This is a genomic window from Pseudoalteromonas sp. NSLLW218 (assembly GCF_015864775.1).
GTDB lineage: Bacteria > Pseudomonadota > Gammaproteobacteria > Enterobacterales > Alteromonadaceae > Pseudoalteromonas.
In genome coordinates this window covers 315,950-330,741 of sequence record NZ_JADYWO010000003.1, presented here as the reverse complement: position 1 = coordinate 330,741, position 14,792 = coordinate 315,950, and the positions used below count along the sequence as shown (strand labels likewise).

At 38.9% G+C, this 14,792-nt stretch carries 15 protein-coding genes; 4 read left to right on the top strand and 11 right to left on the bottom strand.

The window, feature by feature from the left end:
- Positions 1-39: 39 nt before the first annotated feature.
- The 3 genes from I6E80_RS06265 (at position 40) to I6E80_RS06255 (ending at position 3,841) form a co-directional block, all read left to right on the top strand.
- Positions 40-1,365: a PAS domain-containing methyl-accepting chemotaxis protein gene (locus I6E80_RS06265; protein ID WP_076923815.1), complete on the top strand. Its 1,326-nt coding sequence runs from the start codon at positions 40-42 to the stop codon at positions 1,363-1,365.
- Between the two features lie 292 nt (positions 1,366-1,657).
- Positions 1,658-2,725: a hypothetical protein gene (locus I6E80_RS06260; RefSeq protein WP_024599149.1), complete on the top strand. Its 1,068-nt coding sequence runs from the start codon at positions 1,658-1,660 to the stop codon at positions 2,723-2,725.
- A gap of 54 nt (positions 2,726-2,779) precedes the next feature.
- A complete protein-coding gene (locus I6E80_RS06255; RefSeq protein ID WP_197185097.1) occupies positions 2,780-3,841 on the top strand; it encodes a hypothetical protein in 1,062 nt (353 codons plus the stop codon).
- Positions 3,842-3,926: 85 nt separating this feature from the next.
- On the opposite strand, the gene ttcA is transcribed toward I6E80_RS06255, so the two are convergent.
- The 11 genes from ttcA to ccoN form a co-directional block, all read right to left on the bottom strand.
- A complete protein-coding gene (gene ttcA, locus I6E80_RS06250; RefSeq protein ID WP_024599147.1) occupies positions 3,927-4,841 on the bottom strand; it encodes a tRNA 2-thiocytidine(32) synthetase TtcA in 915 nt (304 codons plus the stop codon).
- A gap of 167 nt (positions 4,842-5,008) precedes the next feature.
- Complete coding sequence (gene uspE, locus I6E80_RS06245) at positions 5,009-5,941, bottom strand: universal stress protein UspE (protein WP_024596436.1); 933 nt, start codon at positions 5,939-5,941, stop codon at positions 5,009-5,011.
- Between the two features lie 94 nt (positions 5,942-6,035).
- Complete coding sequence (locus tag I6E80_RS06240) at positions 6,036-6,782, bottom strand: FNR family transcription factor (protein WP_024596435.1); 747 nt, start codon at positions 6,780-6,782, stop codon at positions 6,036-6,038.
- A gap of 41 nt (positions 6,783-6,823) precedes the next feature.
- Positions 6,824-7,495, bottom strand: a complete 672-nt coding sequence (locus I6E80_RS06235; RefSeq protein WP_024596434.1) for a sulfite exporter TauE/SafE family protein — start codon at positions 7,493-7,495, stop codon at positions 6,824-6,826.
- On the bottom strand, positions 7,488-7,655 hold the full coding sequence (ccoS, locus tag I6E80_RS06230; protein WP_002963071.1) for a cbb3-type cytochrome oxidase assembly protein CcoS: 168 nt from the start codon (positions 7,653-7,655) through the stop codon (positions 7,488-7,490). Before ccoS ends, I6E80_RS06235 begins: the two co-directional genes overlap by 8 nt.
- Positions 7,652-10,027 carry a heavy metal translocating P-type ATPase gene (locus I6E80_RS06225; protein WP_024599144.1) on the bottom strand — a complete coding sequence of 792 codons (2,376 nt, stop codon included), beginning with the start codon at positions 10,025-10,027 and terminating at the stop codon, positions 7,652-7,654. Before I6E80_RS06225 ends, ccoS begins: the two co-directional genes overlap by 4 nt.
- Positions 10,028-10,034: 7 nt before the next feature.
- The gene (locus tag I6E80_RS06220; protein ID WP_024599143.1) at positions 10,035-10,526 is read right to left on the bottom strand and encodes a FixH family protein; all 492 of its coding nucleotides are present in this window, start codon (positions 10,524-10,526) and stop codon (positions 10,035-10,037) included.
- A gap of 148 nt (positions 10,527-10,674) precedes the next feature.
- Complete coding sequence (gene ccoP / locus I6E80_RS06215) at positions 10,675-11,709, bottom strand: cytochrome-c oxidase, cbb3-type subunit III (protein WP_197185096.1); 1,035 nt, start codon at positions 11,707-11,709, stop codon at positions 10,675-10,677.
- On the bottom strand, positions 11,706-11,891 hold the full coding sequence (locus I6E80_RS06210) for a cbb3-type cytochrome c oxidase subunit 3 (RefSeq protein WP_010554061.1): 186 nt from the start codon (positions 11,889-11,891) through the stop codon (positions 11,706-11,708). Before I6E80_RS06210 ends, ccoP begins: the two co-directional genes overlap by 4 nt.
- 5 nt (positions 11,892-11,896) lie before the next feature.
- Positions 11,897-12,571 carry a cytochrome-c oxidase, cbb3-type subunit II gene (ccoO, locus tag I6E80_RS06205; protein WP_024599141.1) on the bottom strand — a complete coding sequence of 225 codons (675 nt, stop codon included), beginning with the start codon at positions 12,569-12,571 and terminating at the stop codon, positions 11,897-11,899.
- Positions 12,572-12,583: 12 nt separating this feature from the next.
- Positions 12,584-14,017, bottom strand: a complete 1,434-nt coding sequence (gene ccoN / locus I6E80_RS06200) for a cytochrome-c oxidase, cbb3-type subunit I (RefSeq protein WP_007585649.1) — start codon at positions 14,015-14,017, stop codon at positions 12,584-12,586.
- Between the two features lie 339 nt (positions 14,018-14,356).
- Here ccoN and I6E80_RS06195 point away from each other — a divergent pair, with 339 nt between their 5' ends.
- Positions 14,357-14,782: a hypothetical protein gene (locus tag I6E80_RS06195; protein ID WP_197185095.1), complete on the top strand. Its 426-nt coding sequence runs from the start codon at positions 14,357-14,359 to the stop codon at positions 14,780-14,782.
- Positions 14,783-14,792: the final 10 nt, after the last annotated feature.

Below are 14,792 nucleotides of genomic sequence, written 5' to 3'. Positions count from 1 at the left end.
AAAATTAATTTTATATTGAATGTATTCGTAAGGATATTAATGTTTTTTTCTAAAAATAAACAAAATGAAATAGCCTCTTTAAAAGCAGAGCTCTATCCATTACAACAAGTGTGGGAAGGGCTTTACCGAGAGATGTTAGTACTGAACATTCTTTATGATGGCAGGATTTCGCACGCCAACGATAAATTTTTAGAAAACCTAGGCTATAGCGAAGATGAGCTAACTAATAACTCTTTTGATAATTTTATTACAGATTCGTCTCGACAATCTGTCGAATTTAAAAGCTTGCAACAAGCTATTAAAAAAGAAGGGCATTGGGGCGGTGCATTACAGGTTATGCGCAGCGATGGCAAAGCTGAATGGTTACGTTTAATAGTACATCCTGTAAAAGGTGAGCAAGATCAGTTGCTCTATTTTTCTATATTCGGGAGTGTACTTACAAAAACAATTACAGCTTCTCGCGAGCAAAGCGATACTATTAAAGCTATATATCGCTCTATGGCGGTAATTGAATTTGATTTAGAGGGCCATGTTTTAAAAGCAAATGAACAGTTTTTAGCTGCAATGGGTTATCAAGAAAGTGAATTAATAGGAAAACACCATCGCACATTTTGTGAGGCTTCAGAGTACAACTCCCAAGAATACCTGCAATTTTGGGATAAATTAAGAGATGGTCAATTTATTGCTGAGCGCTTTAAACGCGTAGATAAACACGGCAATATTGTTTGGTTAGAAGCGTCATATAACCCAATCTCAAATGACGCAAATGAGCTTTATAAAGTGATGAAGTTTGCCACAGTTATTACTGAACAAGTAAATCAAGAAATTGCAATCTCACAAGCGGCCGAGATTGCTTATAGCACCTCAACCCAAACGGATAAAAAAGCAGAACAGGGCGCGAGCGTTATACAAGACACTGTTGCAGTAATGACTGAGCTGGCTATTAACATGGAGCAAGCTGCGAATGAGATTTCAGCGCTTGATCAGCAGTCGCAGCAAATATCAAGTATTGTACAAAGCATTAGTAGCATTGCTGAACAAACAAATTTATTAGCATTAAATGCCGCAATTGAAGCGGCTAGAGCTGGCGAGCAAGGTCGAGGCTTTGCCGTTGTTGCAGATGAAGTTAGGCTGCTTGCATCGCGTACATCAAAAGCAACAGAAGAAATTGTAGAAGTTGTGCAACGTAATCAATCACAAACACAAAATACGGTTGCTGTAATAGAAAAAGGTAAAGAAAAAGCAGAGCAAGGCTTGGCGTTATCTAAAGAATCTGGTGAAGTGATGCAAGAGATCCAACAAGGCGCGCAAGAAGTTGTAAATGCGATTGGGCAATTTACCAGTGAGCTTAAAGCCAACGGTTAGATTAGCTTTGTCCTTATTCTATAGCGGGCACGTTTAATGGTGCTCGTTTTAATATTATACCTCAATATCCCCCTGAAACTCATTTAATAATTTCATATTTAACAACTATACCTTTGTTAACTCATTAATCAGTATGAAATAAATTCCCACCCTTCCTAAATGATAATAAGTTGTTGCATTTTTGTTCGTTGTTCCTAATACTAGTGAGCGCTTAGGCTGACAAGCTTACGCAGACCAACATGAATACCTTAAATGATAATAAAATATTAAGTACACAACATTAAGGAATTGAATGAACAACAAATACACACACAAATTAATTAAGCCAAGCCACCTAATCGGTGCGGGACTTGCTATGTTAATGAGCTTTTCTGCAGCGAGTAAAGACTACAAAATTATATTAATTCATGGCTTACAAACCTCGCAAATAACTAATAAATCGGGAAGTGATGTAATTAATGATGGTGAAACATATTGGCAATCGTACTGGAATAATCGTGCGGATGAGCGAATTGACTGGCCTGCTTATGAACGCGTTGAAGGTAAGATTGCTACCGATTGGGTATGGCCTAAATTAAAGCAAATTTCACGCTCTAATTTATGCAGTGATGGCTGTGTATTTGTAACACATTCAACAGGTGACTTAGTTGCACGCCATATTATTGATAATCAAGAAAACTGGTTAGAAAACGAAGGATTACAGCCGCTTAATATCGTGGCTACGTTTGATTTAGCAGGCGCGGGCGGTGGAAGTGAGCTTGCTGACGTCGCTGTTAGTGCTTTAACTGGCGCATCATGGAACTTTGCGGTCGATGCTGCACTCAAATGGTGGCTAGGAAGTGATGTAACCGAGGCCGTGGGCGTATTACACGATTTAAAAGTGAATAACGCCCGTAAAATATCACCATTTCCTGATGCACGTACACCTCGTTTACGCTTTGTGGCAGATGGTAATGCATACTTAGGATTAACCGGTGGATTTTTAAAAGGCAATGATGACTCGGTGGTTGCATCGCACTCTTCATGTGGTGCAAGTTCAGCTCGTTCATTTGGAAGTTGTAGTCAAAGTATTGATACTGATGGCCGTTTAAAATCGCAAGGTGATGCGGTAAATAGCTTTATGCCAAACCATTATCCAATGATGATGAGTGACAGTTATAGCCATAACGAAATACATAATGCCCAGCGCAAAGGTAATGTAACAATCGCCATGAATAACGTAAATGTTGAAGGTGACACGGTAGGGTTTAATACGTTTGATAAAACTACAGGTAGTTGGTTTTGGAAAAAACAATATCGTTATATTAAGGATTCAAATAATTTAAGCGCATCAGCACTTATTTATAATGTGATCCCATAACATGCAAGGCGTGTAGCTCAAAGCTATACGCCTTATAAAGGATTAAATTAACTAATGAAAAAATTTTATGTCGTTGCTTTAATTATTAGCGCTATTTTATTTTCGCTATGGTTTACAAGTAAAAATGACACTCATAAAGTTGTAGAGCCAGTGACAACGCAGGTTAAACAAGCCGCTAGCGTAGTTGATTTATCACCTGTAAAAGTGATTCCCATAGATGTACCTAAAAAAAATAAAACACAATCAAAAAAGCAAGTCGCGTTTAATGAAGACTTAACAAAAGCGGCGCAGCAAGTGGTTATGCAATACCAAAGCGCACTCAAATTTCCTCCTTATTCTCAACCATTAAGCCCACTAGATGAAGACCGATTAAAACCAAACCAGTTTTACCCTGTGTCGAGCCCTATTGACGAAAGTGGTGATGCTTTAACGTTAAGTATTAAGCAGTATCGTTTTGTATACCCAGAAGAAATAATAATAAGAGTAAGTGCTCAAGGACTTGGTAAAATAGTCGTTGAGCTTGCAAATACAGATACAAAAGAAGTATTAAATACTCATATAGGTAATGCACGTGAAGGTGAGGCAACTATCACCTTTAAAGGAGAGGATGATTACCCTCGTAGTTTGCAAGTGTTTGTAGAGGGTGATGTTGCTGGTAAAAAAGTCCCTGTAGTTGCACAAATTCAATACATGGCGCCGAGTGCGACTTTAACAGGTTTTGAAACTGCATATGCACAAGATGAAAACATGGTCGTGCCAGCTAATTTAACAGTGATAAAAAGCGGTTTGTATCGAGTTAGGGCTAACTTATACAGTGGCGATACACCACTTGCTCATTTAGTATCTAAAGAGCGGTTAGCACAGGGAAGCCAAACACTTAATTTGAAAGCTCACTGGTCGGTATTACCACAAGGTATTACAGATATGCGTTTAAGTGATTTTGTAATTGAGAAAATGTCCCCAAGCCCCGGTGAGCGTAACAGCTTTGGGAGTAGTGAAATAAGTCACTTTGATATTAACGATTTTTCGTACGATAGCTTGCAACAGTTGCCATACCAGGCTAATGCACAAGAAAAGTTAAGTTTAGAGTTTTTACAAGGTTTAGCTGAGAGTTAAAGTAAAGCTTAAGATTAAATTGGTAAATTAAAGGGTTTGTATATAAATACAAACCCTTAATTCTTTACTCTTAGCTAACTAAAAGTTAGCTAAGATTTATAGTAACTACACTTGGCACTTCTTGTTCATCAATTTCACTACTTACTGGTACTTTAGGTATGTCAGGTTTATCAAGGGCGATATCGCCACCATCAATTACTTCACCTGTTTGTAAGTTTTTAAAATCAAATAAGTCGGCATCAGCTAAATGTGAAGGCACTATGTTTTGCATTGCTGTAAAAATACTTTCAATACGGCCCGGGTGCTCCGCATCCCATTTTGCAAGCATTGCTTTTGTATGTTTACGCTGTAGGTTTTCTTGTGAGCCACAAAGATTACAAGGGATTATAGGGTAGCCTTGTGCAAATGCGTATTGGGCTATATCGGTTTCTTTGCAGTATGCAAGTGGGCGAATAACCATGTGCTCGCCATTATCACTCATTAATTTAGCCGGCATACTTTTTAGTTTACCGCCATAAAACATGTTCAAAAATAAGGTTTCAATCATGTCATCACGGTGATGCCCAAGGGCTATTTTAGTAGCGCCTATCTCATTTGCTGTGCGGTATAAAATACCACGACGTAAGCGTGAGCAAAGTGAACACGTTGTTTTACCTTCAGGGATAATATCGGTAACAATGCTGTAGGTATCTTCTTCTACAATTTTGTACTCAACATTTAGTTTATCAAGGTACTGGGGTAGTACATGTTCAGGGAAACCTGGTTGTTTTTGATCAAGATTTACAACAACTAGGTCAAACTTTATAGGTGCTACACGTTTTAAATGTTGAAGCATTTCAAGCATGGTGTAGCTATCTTTGCCGCCTGATAAACACACCATAATACGGTCGCCTTCTTCAATCATATTGAAGTCCATAACAGCTTGACCAGTTTGGCGACGTAAACGCTTTTGCAGCTTATTTAAGTTAAATTGAGCTTTAGCTTGATCTGAGTGTGACAATTACGCCCCCTAGTAAAACAATACAGCAAAGTTATTTGCTAAAAATAAAGGGGCGTATTATACCCAAACCACCTGAATATGCGAGTTTAGGATGTAATTAAAAGCAATTTAAACAGGGTATTTTTAGCAAGTAGTATATGAGCTGTTACTTGCTAAAAATCTTTTGGTTAATCTAGTTTTTTTGCAAGTGGGCTCACGTAACCATCGGGTTTGAGTGCCAGTACATCACAGTCTAGGCTATCAATTACATGCTCTGCTGTATTACCTACAAGAGCAGCACTTAAGCCGGTACGCCCAACGGTACCAATAACAACTAATTCGCTATTTAACCGCTTCGCTACATCAGGGATTACATCCTCTGGGAGGCCTTCTTCAATAAAACATTGCTCTGGGTTTAAATTAAACTCTGCAGCAAGTGCATTGGTTGATTCATGATGATGTTTTTTAACTGATTCGTTATAAAGCCCCGGGTTAAACTCAGGAATTTCGATTGCGATATTTATGGGCGTTGCAGGATAAGCATTAACTAAATTAAGTTTTGCGTTGGCAAGTTCACATAAAAATTGTGCGTCTTTAATAACGCGTTTATTAAGTGCTACATGCTCTTCATTTTCGCTAACTGCATTTACAGCAGCTAAAATATTACCGTTAGCAGGCCATGCCATTTCTTTTACAAATAAAACCGGAGCGGGGCATTTGCGTACTAAGTGCCAATCGGTCGGGGTAAAAATAACGGATTTAAGTGCACCATGTTGATGTGTGCCTTTAATTACTAAATCGTACTTTTCATCAATTACAGTATCAATTATGGCTTCGTAAGGGCGATTATGCCAAACCACTTGGGTTTCAATATTTATATCTTTGTAAGGAGAGACTAAATCGTTTAGCCATAGCTCACGATCTTTTAGTACAGCGTCACGCATTGCTTCGCGTTCATCGCCAGATAGCATGGTTGTCATTTCGTAAGAGAAGTCGTAAACCGTCATAAAAGCGGTAATACTTGCGCCAGACTTTTTAGCTAAATCTATTGAACGTGCTAAGCCGTGTTGATCGTCTTTGGTAGGGTCAATAACCGCAATAATGCGTTTAATAGTGTTCATATGCTACTCCATTTACATAACGGGTGTACATTTAGTGTAACGTAAATATAAAACAGTTAAAGGGGTAGCATATAAATTGTTGTTCTAAATCAAACTATTTAATTTGACGAGGCTTAACAATCGCCGCTGTTTTAGCCAAGGCATCATTATCTAAAATTGTAATAAATTTACCTTCTACTTTAATTAAGTCTGCTTTTTGAAAACGACTTAATAAACGACTAATAGTTTCTACAGTTAGGCCTAGGTAGTTGCCTATTTCACCGCGAGTCATCGTAAATCTAAATTCCTTACGCGAAAAACCACGCTCACCAAAGCGCTCAGATAAGTTATAAATAAAACTAGCTAGGCGCTCTTCTGCTGATTTTTTATTGAGTAGCAACAGCATTTCTTGGTCGTATGTAATTTCACTGCTCATTAAGCGCATTATTTGTTGGCGAAGTTTAGGTAATTTCCCTGATAGTTCGTCAAGAGTATCGAATGGGATTTCGCAAACCATTGACGTTTCAAGTGCTTGTGAGAAACTTGGATGAGTCATTTTATTTATCGCATCAAAACCAACTAGATCGCCAGCTAAATGAAAACCAGTAATTTGCTCATCACCTCGCTCTGATAATGTGTACGATTTAAATGAGCCTGAACGTACCGCATAAATAGCCTGTAAAGGTGCGCCTGATTCAAATAAGTAGTCGCCTTTATGGAGAGGTTTTTTTCGCTCAATAATTTCGTCTAGCTTGTCCATTTCTTGGCCATTAAGTGAAAATGGCAAACACAATTGACTAATACTGCAGTTATTACAGCTAATAGCACAATTACCTTTAGTACGGCTTTGAGAGAAATCCATAATTTAATCCGTTTAAATTTTTATTCACGACATTGTGTAGATTAATGTACCAACTTGTCGGTTGCAATAATCAATAAGTAGATACCATACCAAATTATAACACTGCCTAATACAATTCGGGTCCATGGATGGTTAATAATAGTATTTAGTTTTTGCGCTGCAACGCCTAACGTGATCATCGCGGGAAAAGTACCCAGAGCAAAGCAAAGCATAACTAAAGCACCATCTAAAGCACTAGGACTAGTCATCGCCCATGTAAGCGCTGAATATACTAAACCACAAGGCAGCCAGCCCCACAAAGCACCGTAACCTAAGGCTTTAAAAGGAGAGTTGATAGGCATTAAATATTTATTTAGTTTAACAATGTGTTGCCACACTAAAGTTTTGCCAATTCTTTCTAACCACTGCAAAGTAGGGCCCAAGCGCATTATATACACGCCAACGAGGAGCATAAAAATAGCAGCAATGAATGAAAGGGCTAAAGAAAAGGACGTATTTTGCCTTGCAAATTGGCTACTAATTCCTGCAACAAGTGCGCCTGCTGCCATGTAGCTCAGGGCACGTCCAACATTATAGGCAAATGAATAGGTAAATGTTTTGCGTTTGTCACTAGCCAATTGTAATGAGCTTGCAATACCGCCACACATAGCAATGCAATGACCGCTACCGATTAGGCCCATTAAAAATGCGCTGGTATAAAGAGGGTCAATCATTACTTTTATTATGTTGCTCTTTGTCGTCTTCAAACAAAATACTATGACCTTGCTTGTTTAAATCCGAAAACTGCTCACTTTTTACGGCCCAAAAAAATACGCCAATAGCAATAATGACAAATAAAATGGCAATAGGGATCAAAATGTAAATTATGCTCATAACTTTAATAGCCTTAGTGAATTACTAATCACAATAATTGAGCTGGCAGACATGCCAATAACAGCCATCCATGGGGCTACTAAGCCCAGCGCTGCCAATGGTAATATGGAAGCATTATACAATAAAGACAGCGCAAGATTTTGTTTAATAATACGTCTGGTTTGTTTGGCAACATTAAGTAAATGACCAATGGAGGCTAAATCGCTATTAAGAAGCACTACATCAGCGCTATTTTTTGATATGTCAGCACCGGTTTCCATAGCAATTGATAAATGCGCGCTGGCAAATACTGGGCTGTCGTTTATGCCATCACCGACCATAGCAACCACTTCGCTTTGTGAAGACCATTGCTCAACTGCGGTTTGTTTATCCTGTGGGGAACATCCTGATTGTACGCTTTCAAGTTTAAGCTGTTTAGCTACTTTTTGCCCTGCATCTGACGCGTCACCGGTCAACATATGACACGTTAAGTTTTGCGATTGAAGAGACTCTATAAGCTTTTTCGCATCGCTTTTTACTTTATCAACAAAGTAAAAACGTGCAACAACTTGTTTATTTATATATAAGCTTGCTTGTGCATTCGATTTTTTGCTATCAAACCAGCCACTTTTACCAATTGCGTAATGATGAGTTGCATCTTGTGCGCTAATTCCTAGCCCTGGATGTACTTCAACGTTATCAAGAGTATTATGAACGGGCGTGATTTCATCAAAAGCGCTGGCAATAGGATGCTCAGAATAACGCTCTAGCATGGCTGCCATATCTAGCACTTGCGTTTTTGTATATTTTTTATCGATTATATCTACTTCATCAAGGCTAAATTTACCTTGCGTAAGTGTGCCTGTTTTATCAAATGCAAATAAAGTGATTTGTGAGAGTGTTTCGAGCACATGTGCTTGTTTTATTAATACGCCTTTTCGAGTAAGTGTTGCCACTGCACATGTAAGCGCGGTGGGTATCGCTAAACTCAGCGCACACGGGCAGGTAGCAACTAAAACCGAAATGGTGATCCAAAATGCGTGCTCAGGATCAATTTGGTACCAGCCGATCGCTGTAAGTGAAGCAAATACAAGCAAACAAGCTATGAACCACTGCGCAACTTTATCAGTAATTTCAACTAGTTTAGGGCGCTTGGTTAATGCGTTATGTTGCAGGCGTATTATTTGATTCAAAAGTGTATTTTGGCCAATTTTATTAATTTTTATTTCAATAACGCCGTCGTGGTTAACGCAACCAGCATAAACATTGTGACCAATAAATTTAGTTACAGGTTGATGCTCCCCCGTCATCATTGACTCATCAACGGTGGTTTTACCTTTAATTAGTTCACCATCGGCAGGAATCGTTTCACCCGCTTTAATAAGTACTACGTCATTAAGTTTTAGTTTTTTGGCTGCAATTATAAGCTCTTCGCCACTTTCGTTAATGGTGCGGGCTGTTAATGGCAATAGTTTTTGTAAGTTGGCAGTAAACTCACTCGCTTTTAAACGCGCTCTAAATTCAAGATATTTACCCAACAACAGTAAAAAGGTAAACATGCACACAGATTCAAAATACACTTCGCCGACTTGCATAAATGTGGCGTAACAACTTGCACCAAATGCGCCAAAAATGGCCAGTGATACAGGTAAATCCATATTGAGCTGTTTTGCTTTTAAGCCATTTATAGCGTTGGTTAAAAAGGGCAGAGCACTATATAAAATAACTGGTGAGGCCAGTACTAAGCTGATCCATCTAAAATACTGCTCAAAATTACTGTCCATGCCTGAAAACATGCCAAAGTACATGGCAAATGCAAACATCATTACTTGCATGGTCATTAAACCGGCAACACCTAAACGGCGAATATAGGCTTTTGCTGTTTGTTGCTTTTGTTGGGATTCAGTATCGGCTTGAAACGGGTAGGCTTTATAACCAATCTTAGCAAGCGCAGTAATTATTTCGCTTAATGGGGTGCTGGTTTTATCCCATTGGATCATAGCGCGGTTAGTGGATGTGTTTACATCAACACGTTTTACTGAGATTAAATTTAATAGTTGTTTTTCGATAAGCCACGCACAAGCGGCGCAGGTTATACCTTCGACACTCAGTAATACTTCTGAGATATTATCGTTAGTGGCTATAAATTCGTCTTGAATGTCTTCGTTGTCATAACTTTTTATAAATGCGAGTTGCTCGGGTACCAATTGTTCCACTTTACCTGCACGTACGGTCCGATATTTGTAGTAATCGGTCATACCTTGGTCAACGATGTTTTGTGCAACAGCTTGGCAGCCAATGCAACACATTGGCTGGGCTTTATCGTCAATTATAACGCTTGCACTAAATCCGTTTGGCACATTTTCAAGGCAATGAAAACAAGAGTTAGACATAGTTATACTACTTATAATTAGGAGTAACTAAAACAGTTTGTTCGGTTGGTAACGTTATATTTTCTTTCATTTTCCAACTGCCATCTATAGGCTCAATAAATACTGAGTAGGCACCTGGTGTGTACTTATCAAGTAGTGCTGTAAATTCTTGATTGGCATTAGGGGTTAGAGTAGCGGTAAAGTCATGTGCTTTAATTGTGCGGTGGTAAAAAGAGAGTTTTAATACATGCACATTGCTGCTGTCGCCTTTTGTAAATTTAAAGCTTACGCGCTCATTGGTTACATTTAATCCGCCATGCAGATAAAGCGCTTTTGCTTTTTCAAACTTAGTAAGTTCTAAGTTGATTGCTTTACCTTTTTTGTAGTAGTCGTCAACAACCATATCTGGACCGTTACCTATTGCCGTAATAAATAGGCTAATACAGCCAATAATGGCCACTAACGGAAAAAAGATTAAAAACCAAGGCCAAAAATTCTTATACCACGGAGTAGGTTGCATAGTTGCTCTAAATTAGTTTAGGGAGGTTTATTTTATAGGATTTATACGTAAAAGACTAAAAAAAAGCCTCACAGTGGAGGCTTTTTTGATCTGGATTAATCTATTGAATTAAATAAATTAATTTATAAACATTTTATTAACCGCATGCTTATTTATCTTGCGATAAACTGTAAACATAGGCTGTTAATAAGTGAATTTTTTCTTCACCTAAAATGTCTTTCCATGCAGGCATTACACCAGCACGACCATGGTTAAGTGTTTCTTCAACTGCACGTTGAGAACCACCATATAACCAAATGTTATCTGTCAGGTTAGGCGCGCCAAATGGTAGGTTATGTGCAACCGACCCTTTACCGTCAGCACCGTGACATGCGGCACACATTGCAAACTTAGCTGAACCTGCTGCTGCATCTTTTTGGTTAACAGTACGGCCAGAAAGGCTTAGCACATGTGCTGTCATTTCTTTAACGCCTTGCTCACCAAGAGCATCGCCCCAAGCTGGCATTGCAGCTATACGACCATTAAGGAGTGTTTCTCTAATTTTGTCTGGTGTTCCGCCATATAACCAATCTTTATCAGTTAGGTTAGGAAAGCCGGTACCACCACGCGCATCAGAGCCATGACATTGCGCACAGTTTTGTGAGAACAAACGCTGACCAATTTCGATGGCTAATTGACCATCTGTTTGCTCGTGTTTGTCGCCATTTTCTAGAGCAACTTGCTGCGCTGCATCACCTTCAAACTTAGAATTAACTAAATCTAAAACCGGTACTTGTGCCAACTTATTAAAAATAGGACCGAAGCGTTCTTCTGCAGCTTCATACTCTTTATCAAGTTTAACAAAGCGACCTTCTGCTTTGGCCTCTGCAACTGCTTTTTTAGATTCAGCTAAAGACGTAATACCTTGGTTAGAACTCGTCCATTTACCTAAACCTTCCCAGTTGCCTAAACCTGGGTAAGCTGCAAGGTAATATACTGACCAAATAAAAGTTGCGAAAAACATGTAAGTCCACCATTTTGGTAGTGGATTATTTAGCTCTTCAATGCCGTCAAATTCATGTCCACAGCTTTCACCTTCTTTTACGCCAGCATAGTTTTTTAAGTTCCAAACTAATAGGCCAAAGATGATGCATAAGCATGCAAGGGTTAAAACAATAACCCAAATACTCCAAAAGCTAGTCATTTTTCAGACTCCTTTTCCTCGTTAGAGAGTGTGTTGTCATGTTTTTTTTCATCTTCGAAAATGGCATTAGCTGCGCTATCAAAACGGGTTTTGCTTCGCTTACTATATGCCCATGCAACAATCACAATAAACAATACTAAAATTACCAGAGTCAAAATGCCTCTGTATGTTCCGTAATCCATAATTTTTACTTCAAGTGGGTGCCAAGTTGCTGTAAATACGCGATTAGAGCTTGTATTTCTGTTGCGCCTTTGCCGTCATTCATAGCATTAACTTTATCAACATCAGCTTGAAGCTCTTCGTCGCTGCCATAACCTAAACCCGGATGTTTTGGGTTTTCTGGGTTAATAGCAAAAGTATCACGGAAAATTTGTAGTTTTTTCAGAGTAAGGCTGGTATCAACCGTATTCTCTGCTAACCAAGGAAAGCCTGGCATGTTTGACTCAGGAACCACAGCGCGTGGGTCAACTAAGTGAGCATAGTGCCAGTCGTCCGAGTAGCGCTTACCAACACGAGCCAAATCAGGACCAGTACGCTTAGAACCCCATAAAAACGGGTGATCCCAAACAGATTCACCGGCTACAGAGTAATGACCATAACGCTCAACTTCATCACGAAAAGGACGAATCATTTGTGAGTGACAGTTAGAACAACCTTCACGCACGTAAAGATCACGGCCTTCCATTTCTAAAGCATTAAGAGGGCGTAGGCCTTCTACTGGTTTAGTTGTATCGTCTTGGAACATTAGCGGAGTGATCTCAACTAGTGCGCCAAAGCTAATAGCAAAAACAGTCAGAATAGCCATAAGGCCAACGTTCTTTTCTACTATTTCATGTTTGTTTTGCGAATTTTTCTTGCTCATCATCTCACTCCGTTATGCTAATTGTGCTTGCGCGTCTAGTTTCAGAGATTCTTTCTCAGCTGAAATAGTGCGGTAAACGTTATAAGCCATAACTAACATACCTGTTACGATGAATACACCGCCTACAAAGCGCATGATATAGAAAGGATGCGACGCTTCTAAAGACTGCACAAAGCTGTACATTAATGTACCGTCAGCATTCACTGCACGCCACATTAGACCTTGCATTACACCAGAGATCCACATTGCAACAATATATAAAACAACGCCTACAGTGTGTAACCAGAAGTGGGTGTTAACCAATTTAACGCTGTACATACGACCTTGCGCGAATAACGCAGGAATTAAGTGGTAGATAGCACCAATTGAAATCATAGCAACCCAACCTAGTGCACCTGAGTGTACGTGGCCGATTGTCCAATCTGTATAGTGAGATAACGCATTTACAGATTTAATTGCCATCATAGGACCTTCAAACGTAGACATACCGTAGAAAGATAATGAAACAACTAAGAAACGAAGTACTGGATCGGTACGTAGTTTATGCCACGCGCCAGATAGCGTCATAATACCGTTGATCATACCACCCCAAGACGGTACGAATAGGATAATAGACATAACCATACCTAAACTTTGCGTCCAATCAGGAAGCGCTGTGTAGTGAAGGTGATGAGGACCAGCCCAGATATATAATGAAATTAGAGCCCAAAAGTGAACTACCGATAAACGGTATGAGTAAACTGGGCGACCTGCTTGTTTTGGTACAAAGTAATACATCATACCCAAGAAACCAGCAGTAAGTAGGAAACCTACAGCGTTATGACCGTACCACCACTGAACCATAGCATCTACCGCACCCGCATAGATTGAATATGATTTAGTTAACGACACAGGCACTGCCATACTGTTTACAATATGAAGTACTGCAACAGTGATAATAAAGCCAGCGTAGAACCAGTTAGCAACATAAATATGCGACACTTTACGCTTAATTAAAGTACCAAAGAATACAATAGCGTAAACAATCCAAACCACAGCGATTAAAATATCGATTGGCCATTCAAGTTCTGCGTATTCTTTTGAGCTAGTAATACCAAGTGGTAATGTAATTACTGCTAATACAATAACTAGCTGCCAGCCCCAAAATGAAAAGGCGGCGAGTTTGTCTGAGAAAAGACGCGTTTGACAAGTACGTTGTACGACGTAATAAGACGTCGCAAAAAGTGCACTGGTACCAAATGCGAAAATTACTGCGTTCGTGTGTAACGGACGTAGTCGAGAGTAAGTTAACCATGGTGTATCAAAGTTAAGTGCTGGCCAAGCTAATTGGGCAGCAATCAGAACCCCAATACTCATGCCAACGATGCCCCAAATCACTGTCATAATAGCGAATTGGCGTACAACCTTATAGTTATACTCAGTTTGTGATGCTACTGTTTGGCTCATTTTCTGGCTTCCGCTGCAATAAATGCGTTTAGAAATGAATTACCCACCTTTAAAAGTGGGGCCTACTATTTTCTCAAGCGTGTTATCTAAAACTTTCAATACATGAAAGCTTCAGAAAAAAAACTTGAGAAACCCTTATTTTTTGCGGGTGAAATGATAAATTTTTTGGCCTAAAAAAGATAGGTCAATTACATAAAATTATGACATCAATCAATGTTTGTGAGCTTGTTGTTTATTTTTTGATACAGTTTGTGCCTAATTTGGCTTAATAGTAACACTCACACTTGTTATTTGCAGTCGCGATTATTAGTATTTGCTTTTATTTAGTGCGAAATTGTTATGCTTATATATAAGTTAAGTTTATTCACCGCGGTATTTTTTTTATTAACAGCGTGTGATTTTTCCAAAAATACAGATGAAAAATTTCTAAAAAATGCCACATGCACAGCCAATTTGCCTTGTACTTTTTCAAATGATGTTAAAGTATGGTTAAGCGAGAAAACTCTTTCTCCCGAAACCCCATTTACTATTTTTAGTGATTTACCAATAAATATTACAATTGAAGATGCCAAGCTCAAAGGCATTACTATGTATATGGGTTACATTCCTCAGCAATTTAAAAAACATAATGGCCTGTGGCAGAGCAATACCATGGTTGGCATTTGTTCTGAGCAAAATATGCTCTGGAATTTAGAGCTAACAGTCAAAGATAATACAACCTCTTTAATACAAACACTAAATTACTCTTTTTATGTAACGTATTGAAGTTGCGACT

Excerpts from the sequence above, each read along its gene's own strand:
- I6E80_RS06265 (WP_076923815.1), top strand. The coding sequence starts at position 40 with ATGTTTTTTTCTAAAAATAAACAAAATGAAATAGCCTCTTTAAAAGCA.
- I6E80_RS06260 (WP_024599149.1), top strand. The coding sequence starts at position 1,658 with ATGAACAACAAATACACACACAAATTAATTAAGCCAAGCCACCTAATC.
- I6E80_RS06255 (WP_197185097.1), top strand. The coding sequence starts at position 2,780 with ATGAAAAAATTTTATGTCGTTGCTTTAATTATTAGCGCTATTTTATTT.
- uspE (WP_024596436.1), bottom strand. The coding sequence starts at position 5,941 with ATGAACACTATTAAACGCATTATTGCGGTTATTGACCCTACCAAAGAC.
- I6E80_RS06240 (WP_024596435.1), bottom strand. The coding sequence starts at position 6,782 with ATGGATTTCTCTCAAAGCCGTACTAAAGGTAATTGTGCTATTAGCTGT.
- I6E80_RS06235 (WP_024596434.1), bottom strand. The coding sequence starts at position 7,495 with ATGATTGACCCTCTTTATACCAGCGCATTTTTAATGGGCCTAATCGGT.
- ccoS (WP_002963071.1), bottom strand. The coding sequence starts at position 7,655 with ATGAGCATAATTTACATTTTGATCCCTATTGCCATTTTATTTGTCATT.
- I6E80_RS06225 (WP_024599144.1), bottom strand. The coding sequence starts at position 10,027 with ATGTCTAACTCTTGTTTTCATTGCCTTGAAAATGTGCCAAACGGATTT.
- I6E80_RS06220 (WP_024599143.1), bottom strand. The coding sequence starts at position 10,526 with ATGCAACCTACTCCGTGGTATAAGAATTTTTGGCCTTGGTTTTTAATC.
- ccoP (WP_197185096.1), bottom strand. The coding sequence starts at position 11,709 with ATGACTAGCTTTTGGAGTATTTGGGTTATTGTTTTAACCCTTGCATGC.
- I6E80_RS06210 (WP_010554061.1), bottom strand. The coding sequence starts at position 11,891 with ATGGATTACGGAACATACAGAGGCATTTTGACTCTGGTAATTTTAGTA.
- ccoO (WP_024599141.1), bottom strand. The coding sequence starts at position 12,571 with ATGAGCAAGAAAAATTCGCAAAACAAACATGAAATAGTAGAAAAGAAC.
- ccoN (WP_007585649.1), bottom strand. The coding sequence starts at position 14,017 with ATGAGCCAAACAGTAGCATCACAAACTGAGTATAACTATAAGGTTGTA.
- I6E80_RS06195 (WP_197185095.1), top strand. The coding sequence starts at position 14,357 with ATGCTTATATATAAGTTAAGTTTATTCACCGCGGTATTTTTTTTATTA.